Origin of the sequence: Herpetosiphon sp. (assembly GCF_003512625.1) — a bacterium.
GTDB lineage: Bacteria > Chloroflexota > Chloroflexia > Chloroflexales > Herpetosiphonaceae > Herpetosiphon > Herpetosiphon aurantiacus.
Map to the genome: position 1 here is coordinate 9,496 of NZ_DOPT01000081.1, position 15,147 is coordinate 24,642.

Annotated in this window: 13 protein-coding genes; 6 read left to right on the forward strand and 7 right to left on the reverse strand. The window is 50.9% G+C overall.

Translation table 11 applies throughout. From position 1 onward, the window contains the following. Window positions 1-212: 212 nt before the first annotated feature. The 4 genes from fadH to DEF47_RS17370 form a co-directional block, all read right to left on the reverse strand. The gene (fadH, locus tag DEF47_RS17355) at window positions 213-1,067 is read right to left on the reverse strand and encodes a 2,4-dienoyl-CoA reductase (RefSeq protein ID WP_012188526.1); all 855 of its coding nucleotides are present in this window, start codon (window positions 1,065-1,067) and stop codon (window positions 213-215) included. A 31-nt stretch (window positions 1,068-1,098) separates the two neighbouring features. Beyond that, window positions 1,099-2,394: a 3-phosphoshikimate 1-carboxyvinyltransferase gene (gene aroA, locus DEF47_RS17360; RefSeq protein ID WP_012188525.1), complete on the reverse strand. Its 1,296-nt coding sequence runs from the start codon at window positions 2,392-2,394 to the stop codon at window positions 1,099-1,101. Next, window positions 2,378-3,046 (reverse strand): translin family protein, encoded by a 669-nt coding sequence (locus tag DEF47_RS17365; RefSeq protein WP_012188524.1) that lies wholly within the window; start codon window positions 3,044-3,046, stop codon window positions 2,378-2,380. Before DEF47_RS17365 ends, aroA begins: the two co-directional genes overlap by 17 nt. Before the next feature lie 237 nt (window positions 3,047-3,283). Then, window positions 3,284-4,672, reverse strand: a complete 1,389-nt coding sequence (locus DEF47_RS17370; RefSeq protein ID WP_012188523.1) for a peptidoglycan-binding protein — start codon at window positions 4,670-4,672, stop codon at window positions 3,284-3,286. A 174-nt stretch (window positions 4,673-4,846) separates the two neighbouring features. Here DEF47_RS17370 and DEF47_RS17375 point away from each other — a divergent pair, with 174 nt between their 5' ends. Beyond that, window positions 4,847-5,188, forward strand: coding sequence for a hypothetical protein (locus DEF47_RS17375; RefSeq protein WP_012188522.1), 342 nt, complete (start codon window positions 4,847-4,849; stop codon window positions 5,186-5,188). A gap of 82 nt (window positions 5,189-5,270) precedes the next feature. Further along, window positions 5,271-7,400, forward strand: coding sequence for a reprolysin-like metallopeptidase (locus tag DEF47_RS17380; RefSeq protein WP_012188521.1), 2,130 nt, complete (start codon window positions 5,271-5,273; stop codon window positions 7,398-7,400). An 86-nt stretch (window positions 7,401-7,486) separates the two neighbouring features. Here DEF47_RS17380 and DEF47_RS17385 read toward each other — a convergent pair whose 3' ends face one another. The 3 genes from DEF47_RS17385 to DEF47_RS17395 form a co-directional block, all read right to left on the reverse strand. Beyond that, window positions 7,487-7,873, reverse strand: coding sequence for a response regulator (locus DEF47_RS17385; protein ID WP_012188520.1), 387 nt, complete (start codon window positions 7,871-7,873; stop codon window positions 7,487-7,489). A gap of 224 nt (window positions 7,874-8,097) precedes the next feature. Next, window positions 8,098-10,500 carry a DUF4129 domain-containing transglutaminase family protein gene (locus tag DEF47_RS17390; RefSeq protein WP_012188519.1) on the reverse strand — a complete coding sequence of 801 codons (2,403 nt, stop codon included), beginning with the start codon at window positions 10,498-10,500 and terminating at the stop codon, window positions 8,098-8,100. Window positions 10,501-10,586: 86 nt separating this feature from the next. After that, complete coding sequence (locus tag DEF47_RS17395; protein ID WP_012188518.1) at window positions 10,587-11,357, reverse strand: TatD family hydrolase; 771 nt, start codon at window positions 11,355-11,357, stop codon at window positions 10,587-10,589. 237 nt (window positions 11,358-11,594) lie between these two features. Here DEF47_RS17395 and DEF47_RS17400 point away from each other — a divergent pair, with 237 nt between their 5' ends. The 4 genes from DEF47_RS17400 (at window position 11,595) to DEF47_RS17415 (ending at window position 15,123) form a co-directional block, all read left to right on the forward strand. Further along, a complete protein-coding gene (locus tag DEF47_RS17400) occupies window positions 11,595-12,023 on the forward strand; it encodes an OsmC family peroxiredoxin (protein ID WP_012188517.1) in 429 nt (142 codons plus the stop codon). An 85-nt stretch (window positions 12,024-12,108) separates the two neighbouring features. Next, window positions 12,109-13,239: a tetratricopeptide repeat protein gene (locus DEF47_RS17405; protein WP_012188516.1), complete on the forward strand. Its 1,131-nt coding sequence runs from the start codon at window positions 12,109-12,111 to the stop codon at window positions 13,237-13,239. 170 nt (window positions 13,240-13,409) lie between these two features. Then, window positions 13,410-13,949, forward strand: a complete 540-nt coding sequence (locus DEF47_RS17410) for an SCP2 sterol-binding domain-containing protein (RefSeq protein ID WP_012188515.1) — start codon at window positions 13,410-13,412, stop codon at window positions 13,947-13,949. Window positions 13,950-14,031: 82 nt separating this feature from the next. After that, window positions 14,032-15,123: an acyl-CoA dehydrogenase family protein gene (locus DEF47_RS17415; RefSeq protein WP_012188514.1), complete on the forward strand. Its 1,092-nt coding sequence runs from the start codon at window positions 14,032-14,034 to the stop codon at window positions 15,121-15,123. The last annotated feature ends 24 nt before the right edge of the window (window positions 15,124-15,147 follow it).

Genomic DNA, 15,147 nt, shown 5'->3' on the forward strand with positions numbered 1-15,147 from the left:
CCCTCTCCCATCGGATGGGAGAGGGGTTGGGGTGAGGGGGCTAAAACCCACCCTTGTAAGCCCGACCCCTCTCCCATCCGATGGGAGAGGGACGCAGGGAACTGCGTTGGGAGTGCGGGAAAGGGAGGGGTGAGGGCATGATGGCCGTTGTTCCGGCAATAAACCATTACATATAGTCGATAGCCTGACTTTTATGCCCGATGATCTATCACTTAGCTGCCGCTTTTCTTGGTCATTTTGGAGAGCATATCCCACATTTCGTTGGGCAAACGATCAAGCCCTGAGAATTGGCCAGCGCCATACAGCCACTCGCCGCCATCAATCGTGATGCATTCGCCGTTGATATAGCCTGCTTCGTCGGCCAACATATAGGCGGCCAAATTGGCCAGCTCAATATGTTCGCCAACACGGCGTAAAGGCACGCGATTGAGTGCTTGTTCGGCCAATTCGGGGGTTGGGGCAAGTCGTTCCCACGCGCCTTGAGTGGGGAAGGGGCCAGGTGCGATTGCATTCATGCGAATACCATAGCGTGCCCATTCGACCGCCAACGAGCGGGTCAGGGCCAAAACCCCAGCTTTGGCTGCCGCCGATGGCACAACAAAGCCACTACCCGACCAAGCATAGGTTGTAACGATGTTCAAACATTGACCACCACGTCCAGCTTCGATCCACTTTTTGCCTAAAGCCAAGGTGCAGTAGAACGTGCCATGCAGCACAATCCCCAAAACAGCATCAACTGCGCGATGTGAAAGCTTCTCGGTTGGGCTGATAAAGTTGCCAGCAGCATTGTTGACCAAAATATCGACTGTCCCGAAATGGTTCCAAACGGCCTCGATCATCTGGTCAACTGCTTCGGGGTCGCGCACATCGCAGGGCACGGTAAAGACCTCGCCGCCTTTGGCTGCCATCATTTCGTTGGCCACAGTGCTTAATTTTTCGGCATTGCGGCTGGTAATTGCCAACTTTGCCCCCAACTCCAGGAAGCGCTCACCCATTGAACGCCCCAAGCCCGAACCCCCACCAGTGATGATGATCACTTTGTCTTTGAGCAGATCTGAACGAAACATGCACAACCTCCTTGTTGGGCTATCGGCGCGATCAGGCTTCTTTGATCTGCGCGTAATGCTGCCAGAATGTTGGGTACGAGACGGTCACGGCTTCAGCTTCGTCGATAATCGTTTCGCCTTCGGCCACTAAGCCAGCCACCGCCAAGGCCATCGCGATGCGATGATCACCATGCGATTGAACGTGAGCGCCTTGGAGTTCGCCACCACCAGCGATGATCATGCCATCGGGTGTGGCTTCGAGGGTCGCACCCATGGCTGTTAGTTCGCTAACCACTGTGGCTACCCGATCGGTTTCTTTGGCCCGCAGTTCTTCGGCATCGGCAACCACGGTTTCGCCAACTGCACAGGCTGCCGCCACCGCCAGCACCGGAATTTCATCGATCAAACGCGGAATTAAATCGCCATCGATGCGTGTGCCTCGTAAGCCACCGCCACGCACGGTTACATCGCCAACAGGCTCTGCACCTTCATTGCGCTCATTGCTGATCGTAATATCAGCGCCCATGGCCTTGAGCACATCGAGCGCTCCAGTGCGACTGGGGTTTAATCCAACGCCCAAGGTGGTAATTTCGGCATCGGGGTGAATCGCTGCGGCTACCCACCAAAAGGTTGCCGACGAAGGATCGCCTGGAACATGCAACGAAAGCGGATAGGGGAAAACCGGATGGCTCGGTGGATAGAGCACAATCTCATCATCTTTAACGGTGAGATCAATTCCCATGGCGATCAACATGCGCTCGGTATGGTCGCGGCTAACGATTTTGCCCGATAAACGCATTGGCGCATCGCCAGTTAAACCAGCCAAGAGCAAGGCCGATTTAACTTGAGCACTGGCGATCGGCAATTCATAGTTGCCACCATGAATGGTTGTGCCACGAATCACCAAGGGTGCACGGTTGCCGTTATCGCGGCCATCGAGCTTGGCTCCTAGTTGGCGTAATGGTTCAACAATGCGTTTCTGAGGGCGTGAACGCAACGACGCATCGCCAGTTAGCACGCTCAAAAATGGCTGACCAGCCAATAAACCTGCCAACAAACGGAGCGTTGTACCCGAATTACCACAATCTAAAACGTCGCTTGGCTCACGCAGGCCACGCAAACCCCGCCCGAACACCCGTACCTTATCGTCGCTGTGTTCAATTTCAACGCCCATTTGGCGCAAACAAGCGATTGACGAAAGACAATCAGCGCCTGGCAAGAACCCCGTAATTTCGGCGTTGCCCTCGGCTAAAGCATTAAATAACACCGAGCGATGCGAGATCGATTTATCACCTGGGACGCTAATTGCCCCGCGCAGGCGCTTGGCATGACTAACTGTCTGTTTCATCGGGCGTTGACTCCTGTAGCGCAGCGGGGGGCAGCCCCATATGCTGTTCAAAGCGGGCGAGGGCGGCAACCAATTGTTCTTGGCGCACAGCGCTGGTTAGATCGCCACGGGTGCGTTCGAGTACAGCTCGCAGCGCGTCGGTTGTGCGGCGCAAGCCACTGGTGACGGCATCGGGGAAATCGACCGTCACCAAAAAGCTATAGATCTCATCCATCTGGTCGAGCAAGCGTTCGCCGCTATCGACCTTGCCATGGCGCAAGCCATCGAGAATATAGCGCCGCAATTCGCTGGCGGCCTCGGCCAAACCATTGAGATAGGCTGCGGCTTCAACGCCCAAGGCATGATGGGTTGGCAGAGTTTCGCCGCGCACCAAGGCCAAGGTTAATGCCGCTTCGGCATATTCTTTAAAGGCATCTTGGGTATAGCCTGCATAGAGCAAGGCCGGATAATCCTGAAGGCGTTCGCGTAGGCTTTGAGCTGCTGCTGCCGTTGCTTGCAAAAGTGGTTCGGCCAAAGCCCATTCGTGGCGATGCACCGCCCGAATCGTGTTGGCACATTGGCGAATCAGTTCGCGAGCCGATTTGAGCGCGATTTCGCGGGTGGCATGAATCGCCTCTAACTCGCTAATGAGGCTGGTGGTTTCAATACTCACAGCGTTGTCCTTGTTAGACTCTCTGGGTGTAAAACTGCCCATAGCATACTTGGCATGACGCGATAAGTCAAAGCCGAACATGGCACTTTGATTGTTATCCCTCGCCCCCTCGCCCCCTCATCCCGCAAGCGGGAGAGGGGGAAGCACCCAACGAAAAGCCCCTCGCCCGTTTTGTGGGCGAGGGGTTGGGGTGAGGGCATAAACAAGCAAAGGCTTGAACCTGATTAGACGTTGTGTTTACTTCCCAAAAGCTGCTTGCCAAGTAACTGGCCCAACAATTCCATCGCGGGTCAGGTCATAAGTTGCTTGCAGATTGAGCACTGCTTGTTCGGTGCCTGCGCCAAATGCCCCATCAACCGTTACACCAAGCAGGGTCTGAATTGCCCGAACCGCATCGCCGCTGCTACCATTTTGCACGGTTTTGATCAGTTTGGCATAGGTTTGCGGGCCAATAATTCCATCAGCGGTTAAGCCATTGGCACTTTGGAAGCTGCGCACTGCTTGTTCGGTGCCTGCGCCAAATGCGCCGTCAGCAGTCAGCGAATAGCCATGCGAACGCAATAAATACTGAGCAGCCTTAACATCGTTGCCCGAACTGCCGTTGCGCAAGCTTGGCCATGCTGGCAAACTAGGCGTTGTGCCACCAGAGATCGTGCCAATTGTGACGTTATCGTAGTAGAACGTTAGGATTGAACGCCAGCTTGAGCCATTATCGGCCAGATATTTCGAGCCCCATTGGCTCATATACAAGCCAACCGTCCAACCATGATTTTGGCTGCACTGGCCCGACGTGCGGCTGCCATTGTAGGAGCCAGCACAATATTGGCTTTGGAAAATCGCATTATTTTTGATCAAGCGATAGTTCCAGGTATCATCAACTGCGGCGTTGGTGCTAGCATATGAGACATTGGGATTGTACACTTGGTCGGCAGTCGTATCCTTGGTATCATAGCCTTTGCCCGGATATTTGGGGTACATCGTGCGATACCAGGCATAGGTTTTCGAAGCCATCGCGCCCGAACGCAACGATTCAGTGCGCCAGCCCGCCACCCATTCATTGGGCAGTACGTGCTTAACATAGGTTTTGAAATTAACTGTATCAATTCGGCCAAGGCTGACGCGATAGACCCGAATCGTGCTTGGCGGCGTGGTATTTGTGCCAGCCATTATTTGATTCAATTCAGCGTCATTCAGGTTAGCTTCTTGGGGCGCGTTGGTGGTTAACCGATGGGCCTGAACCTCAATAATTTCAGGTTGTTGATCAACAGCTTTGGCGGCAAGCGAAAGGGGCGCATCAACCAACAGCGTATCATTAGGAATTAACTGGGCATTACGTAAGCGCCAAGCACGATGGCCCTGTGACTCAACCGCCACCTCAATCACTTGGCTATCGTTGGTTGATACTGTAAAATGCGCGATGCCTGCTTCGTTGGTAGTCGTTGTTAGGCCTAAGCTCGCTACCGAAACGCTGGCATTACTCAAGGGCTTGCCATCAATATTGGTGACCGTTACCGTTAAATTAGCTCGTTGCTGATTGCGAGTTTGCGCCGAAACAGGTGCTTGAATCAGCAAACCTAAGGCCAAACTGAGCAAACCCAACCAACGCCATGTTAACCTGCGCAGCATCCATGCTCCTTCCACTGAAGAAAATAGCCCGCGTGATTGCTTCACGCTGCCAGCAAGTATAAGGCGATCGTCTTAAAATTTTCTTAATGAATGCAGGTAATTCTAAAAAATTACTTAAAATAATTGTACCTAAATCAAAGAGAAGTTATTGATTAACCGAAGGGAGTATAAACTATGGGTGCATTTAACACATTACATTTGCAAGCACCATGTTTGAGTTGTGGGGTCGAAATTCCGCTAGTGTTGCAATTTAAATATGCCGAAAATTGGCAACACGAGTATAAACTCAATGACCAATTGCGTTGGAATCATCGTTATCGTCGTGCTAACGATGGCAAACCTGGTATGACGCATGTCGTTGTGTCTGCAATTGCCGAAACTTGCCCATTGTGTCAGTATGACGGCGATGATTATCTGATTCACGTGTATAACGATGTGCTGACCAGCGTTGAGCTTGATGATCAGCGCTATAATTTTCAGAACTCCGAGGGCTATTTTTTTGTTTTGGTTGAATAAGGTGTGATGTAATTCACCTTTTCCTTAATCGTAGCCAACCGCTATAATGAACCACGCTGTGTTTAGCGGAAAAGGATGGATTATGCAAACCAAACGTTCGTTGATCGCTATCGGGTTGGCGCTCGCTATCGCCTTGTTGAGTGTGTTTGCGGCTAGTAGCCTCACACCATCCAGCGCGGCATCGTCGTCCGATGGGCTATGGCAAGACGTTGCTGAACAACGGATTCAGCAAAAAGGCCAACGTGATATCGTGCCGTTGGTCTACCGCACGGTCAGCCTCGACCTCGCAGGTTTGAGCCAGCGTTTAGATCAAGCACCCTTGGAAAGTGCTGTGCAGGTACAGCAATCAGCATTTTTGTTGAGCTTACCGCTGCCAAGCGGCCAATTTCGCCAATTTCGGGTGGTCGAATCGCCAATTATGGAGCCTGCGCTGGCGGCAAAGTTCCCTGAATTGCGCACCTACTTGGCACAAGGCTACGACGACCCCGAAATGGTTGCACGGCTTGATCTTACGCCAAGCGGCTTTCATGGTTTGATCTTGGCTCCGGAAGGGCGCTATTTTATCGACCCCTACAGCCGCAACGATACTGGCAATTATATTGTCTATGATAGCCGTAATTTTGTGGCCGACCCCAGCAAACTCGCCAGCAAAGGCAAGACCGATTATGTTGGCGAAACTCCCATCACCAACCCATTCCCTGAGCGCTATAGCATTGGCGAAACCTTGCGCACCTATCGCCTCGCCATGGCTGCTACAGGCGAATACACCAGTTTTCATGGTGGCACGGTCAATGGAGCAATGGCAGCAATCGTAACTAGCGTCAATCGCGTTAATACCGTTTACGAACGCGATATCTCGGTACGTATGGTGTTGGTTGCCAACAATAACTTAATTGTGTATACCAATGGCGGCACTGACCCCTACACCAACGACGATGGCTTTGAGATGCTGGGCGAGAATCAAACTAACCTCACCAGCGTGATTGGTAACGCCAATTATGATATTGGTCACGTATTCAGCACTGGTGGTGGCGGGGTTGCCGCACTTGGCTCAGTCTGTGTCTCAGGCTCAAAAGCTGAAGGTGTGACGGGTTCACCAGCTCCGGTTGGCGATCCTTTTGACATTGATTATGTCGCCCACGAAGTTGGTCACCAATTCGCAGGTAACCACACCTTCAACGGTACAACTAACGCCTGTGGCGGTGGCAATCGTGAAGGCCCAGCCGCCTACGAACCAGGCAGCGGCTCAACCATTATGGCCTATGCTGGGATTTGTGGCTCGGAAAATCTGCAACCCAACAGTGATCCATATTTCCATGTGAAAAGCTTGGAAGAAATGAGCGCCTTTATTACAACTGGTGCTGGCGCAAGCTGTGGTACCACGGCGGCCACTGGCAACACGCCACCAACCGCTAACGCTGGCGCAGATTTCACGATTCCTGCCAATACGCCGTTTGAATTAACTGGCAGCGGCAACGATGTGAACGGCGATAGCCTGACTTACAATTGGGAGCAATACGATTTAGGTTCAGCATCGCCACCGAATACTGATAACGGCAATCGCCCAATTTTCCGTAGTTTCGATTCAACCACTTCGACCAGCCGTAGCTTCCCACGCTTGACCAATATTTTGAACAACTCGACGACGATTGGTGAATCGATGGCAACGACCAATCGCACCATGAATTTCCGCCTAACCGTCCGTGATAATCGGGCTGGTGGCGGTGGTTATGGCTTGGATACAGCACGAGTTACAACCGTCAATACTGCTGGCCCCTTCCAAGTAACCGCGCCAAACACCGCCGTAACCTGGGCTGGCTTCAGCAGCCAAAGCGTTACTTGGAATGTTGCCAACACGACTGCTGCACCAGTCAATTGTAGCAATGTCAATATTTTGTTCTCAAGCAATGGTGGTACGAGCTTTAGCCCAGTGCTGAGCAACACGCCTAATGATGGCAGCGAGAGCATCACCGTACCAAACGTTGCTACCACAACTGGTCGGATCAAAGTGCAATGTGCTGGCAATGTTTTCTTTGATATTGGCAACGCCAACTTCACGGTAACCGCCAGCAATGCCACGGTCACGCCAACCAGCGATGCCACGGCAACCCCAACCATTACGCCAACGGCAACCGCAACGGTTACCCCAAGCGTAACAGCTACCCCAAGTACATCAATGGTCTACTTGCCAGTAGCCATGAAACAACCCTAAAAATCCGAACACGGCCTACTTAAAATTTCAGGTAGGCCGTGTCCTCCACACAGGATTATAGAGCGTTGAGCTAGCTAAACCACCATTTAGGCGTGATTAACCACCGAGACATCAAGCAATTTTTCAGAAACTTTGTCAATCAGTTGATCAATAAAAAAGGGCTTAGCAATCAATTCAGTTGCCCCAGCCTCACGGGCTTCACGTTGCAATTTTACGCTATCATACGCAGTGATCATCAGCATGGGTTGGGTTGCGCCTTGGGAACGCAGCGCTCGAATCAGATCCAAACCAGACATTTCACGCATATGATGATCAGTCAAAAGAATATCACACGGCTCGTGCAGCCATATATTCAAAGCTTCTTCGCCATGATAGGCCCGAACTACTTCAACATCAGGGATACTTCGCAGACCAATCATTAGGGTCATTGCAATCGCTGTATCATCTTCGGCAATTAAAATGCGTTTGGTCACGGTCGGCCTCCTACTGTTCTGCTAGCGTCCCCACACACACTGATACAAGTACTTTGGTATCATATGAGTACTATTGTATAGTGCGGCAGGTACTGGCACAACACCCATATAGGTGAATAAATTGTGATCCTATGTCTAGTTAATGCCGTGGTAGCTCACCCCCGCGAGTGATCTGCCACGGCTACGGGTTGTGCCAAAACTAAGTAAAGCAAGATTTGGGCCAGCTAGCGTCGCCAGCGCGGATGCAAGATTTGTTGCAAAATCGAGCGCCAACCACGGCTGATCGAGCGCGGCCAAAGCGTGCGACTGACCATAGCTCGATCATTTTCAATTTCCTCAGGGTCAAGCCGCACTTGGCTGCCATATTGCTCAGCACTATAGGCATCGGCCAAGCGCCGCAGAGTTCGGCGCTGGCCAGGCATTTCTTTGGCCAAATCGCAGGCAAACTCTTGGGGTGTGCGTTCGGGTCGCTGCTCTAAACCAGCCCAACGCGCCAATAAGCCAATAAACCCATAGGCCCGTGCCGCAGGTCGCAAACCACGAAATTCACGTTGCAACAGCAACCATAGCAACAAAATAATTAAGCCAATCACTCCACAAATAATGGCCAGCCAACGCCAGAATGGGCTGCTTTCGACAACCTGCGCCGCTACATCTTCAGCTGGCAACGCTTGAGGTTCGACCGTTGGAATTGGCGTGGTTTGGAAGTTTTCGCGCAAATCTTGCAGGGCATCAAAATTGGTAGTTGGTTGATCAACAATCCCCGCATTTGGCCCAATATCATCAGGGTTTTCGCTGTTATCTATGGCTTGGGGTGGGCCATCAGGCCGAATTGGCACAGTTACATAGCCCGCTGGGGTTGGCTCGAAGCGAATCCAGCCATAGCCCATAAAATAGACTTCGGGCCAGCTATGGGCAATCGTATCACGCACGACATAGACTTGGCGATCAGCATCATAATCGCCGGTGGCATAGCCCTGAACCCAACGCGCTGGAATCCCTTGCGCCCGCAACATCAGCACCATCGAGCCAGCAAAATAATCGCAGTAGCCCCGCCGTAGATTGAACAAGAAATTCTCGATCGGGTCGGCATCAGCAGGCGGCGCAGGAATTTGATCATCATAGGGAAATTCGCGCAAATAACGTTCGATTGCCACCGCTTTATCATAGGCGGTTTCAGCTCCTGCCGCAGTCGTTAATTGGCGCGATAAACCAGCAATATTGCGCATCGATTGCGTATCGGGCAACTGAACATAGCGCTGCAACCAAGCCGGATAATCGGTCGCTGCTCCACGCAAACTTTGCTTATCAATATTGCTGATCAACGAAACTACGCTGTATTCAAAGCCTTCGTTGGCTGGGCCTTGATTGAAATAGATCGCACTATCGGCAAAGTTGGGCAAGGTATTTTCGGTATCCGAAACGATAAATGAGTGTTGCACCAAGACTGGCACGCTCCAAGTCAGCGGCGAGGTTGCGGCAGGCAATTGCTGATCGCCACGGGTTTGCATCAATTTAATCGTTTGGGTGAATGGCACACGACCAGTTGTATCAAGCTGGGTCAGCGTATCTTCGGGATTAATTGGGGTCAAGGCTTCGCGGCGGGTTGGAGTTTGGCGCACTTGCCAAGCCAACTCGCCAGTGGTGTTTTGCCAACCTTTGCCTGTGTATAAATCCCAAGCATTCGAGCGCCAATACTCGGCTGATGGTGCTTTGACTTCAAGCACGACTTCGTTGGTGGCTGAGCGTGCCCCGCCAAGGTTGACCGTATTATTGGAAAAACTAGCCCCACTACCATTGGGCACGACCACATTCCCCACACCTTGCGGCCCACGATCGGCGCGTTCAGCCCCATTATCAGGCAGAAAGAAATCGATCGGGCGGCTCAGATTTTCGCCAAAAATCCGCAATTGGGCATTGGTAATATTGGCAGGCATCAAGGCCGCCATAAACACCAAACTAAAACAGGCTAAAACTCCCGCCCACAAATAGCGCAGCGAAAGCCATTCTTGTTGCTCAAGCAAGCCAGCATCCCAGCCATTTTGGCGTTGGGCATAGGTCTGCGTGACCAAAAAGAGCAGGGCAACCAGTAAAAACAGCCAGAACGAGGCAATTGGTTTGGGAATCGCATAGGTCAAATTGGCCATCAACAGGCTACCATTCAGCAGCACCAAACGCCAATTCCAGTTCCAACGAAACAGCAGCCAAATCGTGCTATAGGCAAAAATCCAAGCCAGTAGTAGGCCTGCCAACGAAAAGAGATAATAATCTTCAATTTGCTCGCCAGTTTTAACCGCGCGAATTGCTGCAATCCCCCGAATCAGCATATCCGTCCAGCGATCAACTTGGCTATCGAGCCGTTCATCAAGCGGTAAAAAGCGAATTGACCATGCCAAGCCCATGAAAAAACTAAGTACATGGGCCAAAAACGAGGGCAAGGCTTGCCACCGCGCAAACAAGGCTGCCACAATCAAGCCGCCGAGTGCCACAATCCGCATGCGTTCAAAACCTTCGACCCATTCCGATTCGACCACATTGGTCACAACCAACAAGGCCATCAGGCTGGCAAGCGTCCAGGTTAATAACCCATAGCCTGGTTGAACAAAAGCGCGAATTCGTTGCAGCATAGGGGATTCCTCAATCTAGCAGGCAGGCTACTTCTATTTTAAAATGGCTCTCGGCGCTGCTGGGTTAGCAGTTGATGAGCATTGGTTTAGGCGAGCAACCGCCGAAATAAGCGTTCAGCATTGGCCGTGGTGATCGTCGCAACTTCAGCAAGGCTCAAATCACGCAACCGCGCAATTGCTTCGGCCACATACGCCACATAGCTTGGCTCATTGCGTTTGCCACGATATGGGTGAGGTGTTAGATACGGGGCATCAGTTTCAATTAATATGCGATCAAGCGGCACACGCTGAACCACATCCTGCAACTCAACAGCTTTTTTGAAGGTCACAGGACCAGAGAATGAAAGATAAAACCCAACATCCAAACAAGCTTCGGCGTAAGTCCAATCACCACTAAATGAGTGCATCACCCCAGCTTGGCCGCGTGCCGCCGAATCCAAAATCCGTACTGTATCGGTAACAGCATCGCGGCTATGGATGACGACCGGAAAATCCAGTTCGCGGGCCATCGCTAGTTGTTGGCGAAACAACTGCTCTTGAATATCGTGGGGCGCACGATCATGGTAATAATCAAGCCCAATTTCGCCCAAGGCCACCACTCGCGGCTCAGCCAATAACTGGCGAATTTGGGCTAATTCAGCCTCGCCAGTATTCAAGGCATAATGCGGCTGAATGCCCACGCTAGCCCAGACCATGGGCTGGCATTGAGCTAAGGCAACACTGGCGCGTGACGAGGGCAAATCGTAGCCAATGTTGATCATGCGAGTTACGTCAGCGGCTTGGGCACGCTCAAACACTGCCGCTCGATCATCATCAAACTGATCGCTATGAACATGAGTGTGGGTATCAATTAACATGGATTTCCCTACGGTGCTATGGGTCATGGTTTATCAAATTATTAATCGATTGGGTGCCCTCACCCCCGACCCCTCTCCCACGACGGCGGGAGAGGGGAGCGTTCCCCCTCGCCACGCTCGGCGGGCGAGGGGGCTAGGAGGTGAGGGCATACCAAACACGATTATACCCAAACATCGCACACAATAGCAAAATTCTGTTACCATAGAGCCACGATTAAGTTATGGAGGATGATTCCTATGGCAGTACGTTCGGCTGAAGCAACATGGACTGGCTCTTTACGCGAAGGCGCAGGCTCGGTCAAAACTGGCAGTGGCGCAGTGGAAGGTAGCTACTCATTTCCTTCACGCTTTGAAGATGGCACTGGCACCAACCCCGAAGAATTGATTGCAGCCGCCCACGCTGGTTGTTTTTCGATGGCATTGACTGCCGATCTCGGTCGCGGTGGCTTCGAGCCAAAGAGCGTTCACACGGTTGCCAAGGTTCATATCGAACGTGGCGATGCTGGCTTTAGCATCACCAAAATCGAATTGCACACCGAAGCCGATGTGCCAAACATCGATGCTGCGGCGTTTGCCGAATTTGCTGAAAAGGCCAAAGTAAATTGCCCAATCTCAAAAGCCTTGGCAGCAGTTCCAACCATTGAATTACACGCAACCTTGAAATAAGCTTGGCCTTGCTGCTTAGCTCAACGCGCCCGCTACTCAATTACTGAATAGCGGGCGTTGATGATTAAGCCTTAGAGAGACGTTTATGCACTGGAGTGGCTGGATTATTCTGCTTGTGGTTACGTTAATCGGCGGCTGGTGGTTTTATCAACAATATCGGCATTTGAGAATTGAAGAGCAGACCCGCTATGCAGCACTTGAGCCTGACCCTGATCGGGTGATGCGTGAAAATTTGGATTATACGGTTGGCGACACCCATATTTTATTTATTTTCGCCCAACAAAATCAGGCAATTAAGCTGATTCAAGCCCAAAAATACGCTGAGGCCGAGGCAATTTACCAGCGCATTATGCACTATTATCAAAAATTCGACCCAGCCAATCAGGCCAATTTCTTAGTGGCCTTGCAACATTACGCAGTTATGTTGCTCGAACAAGGTGAAATCAGCAAAGCCGAACAGCACCTCAGAGATATTTTAGCCAAACAAACTGCTTTACTTGGTGCTGATCACGATAATACCCTGAGTACCATCCAAAGCTTAGCGCAATGTATGACTGCCAGCGAACGCTATGCCGAGGCCGAAACCTATTATCGCCAAATTATTCATAGCTTCGATGATTTAACCTCAGCTGATGATCTTAAAGGAGAGGTTTTATTTTTTAGCTTAATAGATTTTGCCAATTTTCTCATCGAGCGAAAATCATCTGAAGCATTGTTACAGTATCAACGTTTGCAGGAGCTACAAAAAATCTATTTTGCTGATCAAACAAAGTTTGAATATTATTTAAAAGAGCGTTTAGCATTTACCCAATATGCAGTTATGGATAATCCTGAACTGGCAATCGAACAATATCGTAATTTATTAGACGAAATTATCAGTAAATATGGCAAGAATAACAAGTATTATTTAAGGGTTGGCCATTTCTTCGCTGTAGTGCTTGATGAGACAGAGCAACATGCCGAAGCCTGTCAACTATTAGAGCAAATGTATCCTCATTTAACCGAACATTATCCTACCGATGATCCTTTTGTCTATCATGTGGCTTTTAACTACATTACCAGTTTGAGCCACAATCAGCAGCCCGAACCAGCCTTGGCAATTACCGATCAGTTGCTTGAGCAGCTTGAAGCACAAGAATCAACCAGTCCATGGCTTGAGCATTTTCAAGCACTGCGGCAACAACTGCTTGATCAAAAAGCCGCAGCAGCAGCTTGATTTAGTCCTTGCCAAAACCTGCCCCTTGTGAAATTTGGTGCAACATTGCAGCATTGTTAAAACCTCGCTATAATCATGACGCAGTATGTCATAAACTAATGATATACTTCAAATCAAGCAAACAAAAACCTCTCAAATTCATCTGCGTCAATTGCAAAGGAGCACCTTCGATGGCAGACCTCAGCACGATAACCGTTAGTGATTACATTGCGACCGCCCTGCCGGAACAATTGGCAAGCCAAAGTGGTGGCTTGGAAGATGCGACCTATGCAATTCAGTATTTGGTTGATGGGACGGCCTACGCGGTGAGCTATAGCGCTGGCCGCGGCGAAGTAGTCAATGGCACGGTGGAAAATCCATTATTGACCGTGACCCTCGACGAGCCAACCTGGCGTGGGGTAATTACCGAAGAAACTGCCTCGGCAGATGCCTTGGTTAGCCCAGCCAAAATGAGCGCCAGCCGCATGGAAAAATTGCAAAATCTCAAGGGCAAATTCAACCTTGAATTGACCAAAGCCGATGGCAGCGTGGCCTATTCAACTACCACCTTCAACGGCGTTGATACCCCTGAAGTCACCCTCATGATGAAGGCCGAAGATTACGCCAAAATCCTCAAGGGCGAACTCAATAGCCAAATGGCCTTTATGACTGGCAAACTCAAATTCAAAGGCGACATGAATTTCCTCATGAAGCTCGGCACACTCATGTAATTAGCTCAAAAGTCAAAAGGCAGAAGGCAAAAATTCTACCTTTTGACTTTTGACTTTTGATTTGCACTCTGAGGGAGCAACGATGATTTCCTTCTCTCCATCTGAAGAACAAGCCCTGATTGTTGATACGCTTAAACGTTTTGCCAAGGATCGTCTGCGCTCGATTTTTCGCGAGGCCGACGAAAATGGCGAATTGCCCGCCGATATTCTGAGCAAAGGCTGGGAATTAGGCTTGGTCGGTTCGTCGATTCCTGAGCAATACGGCGGTTTTGGTGAATTTTCGGCGGTAACTGGTGCGTTGGCACTCGAAGAGTTGGCTTGGGGCGATTTGGCTAGTGCTTTGGCCTTGAGCGCTCCTGCTAGCTTTGCATTCGCAATTTTGGCGGCTGGCACTGAAGCCCAACGCGAAGCGCTGTTGCCTCAATTTAGCGAAGAAAGCTTCGTCAACGCCACCTCAGCCTTGATCGAACCCCGCCTACAATTCAACCCACGCAAATTGCAAACCACGGCCACCCGCGATGGCGATGGCTATGTGTTAAACGGGGTCAAAAGCTATGTGCCACTGGCCAACAGCGCCGAACATTTCTTGATTTATGCTGCTGAAGATGGCCAAACCCAAGCTTTTATTGTGCCCACGAAAACCACTGGCCTAACTGTTGGTGAGCGTGAAAAATTGATGGGTGTACGGGCGCTTGAAGTCGCTCGCATCACCCTCGACAACGTGAAAGTTGCCGCCGATGCCAAACTTGGCGGCGAAGCTGGCATCGATTTCGGACGTTTATATGCGCGTTCACAGGTTGGCTTGGCTGCTTTGGCGGTTGGAGTTGCCCGTGGAGCCTACGAATATGCCCTTGATTATGCCCGTAATCGCCAAACGTTTGGCGAAGCGATCGGTCAACGCCAATCAATTGCCTTTATGTTGGCCGAAATGCTGGTCGAAATTGATGGCGCACGCTTGATGGTTTGGGAAGCGGCTTGGAAGCTCGATAATAACCAAGAAGTCACTCGCGATGCGCTGATGGCCAAACACAACGCCGACAAAACGGTCTTGATGGTTTGCGACCGCGCCTTGCAAATTCTTGGCGGTCACGGCTATATTCGTGAGTTTCCAGTCGAATTATGGCTGCGCAACGCTCGTGGCTTCAGCACCTTCGACGGCTTGGCAATGGTCTAAGTAAAGGCAAAAGGCAAAAGGCAA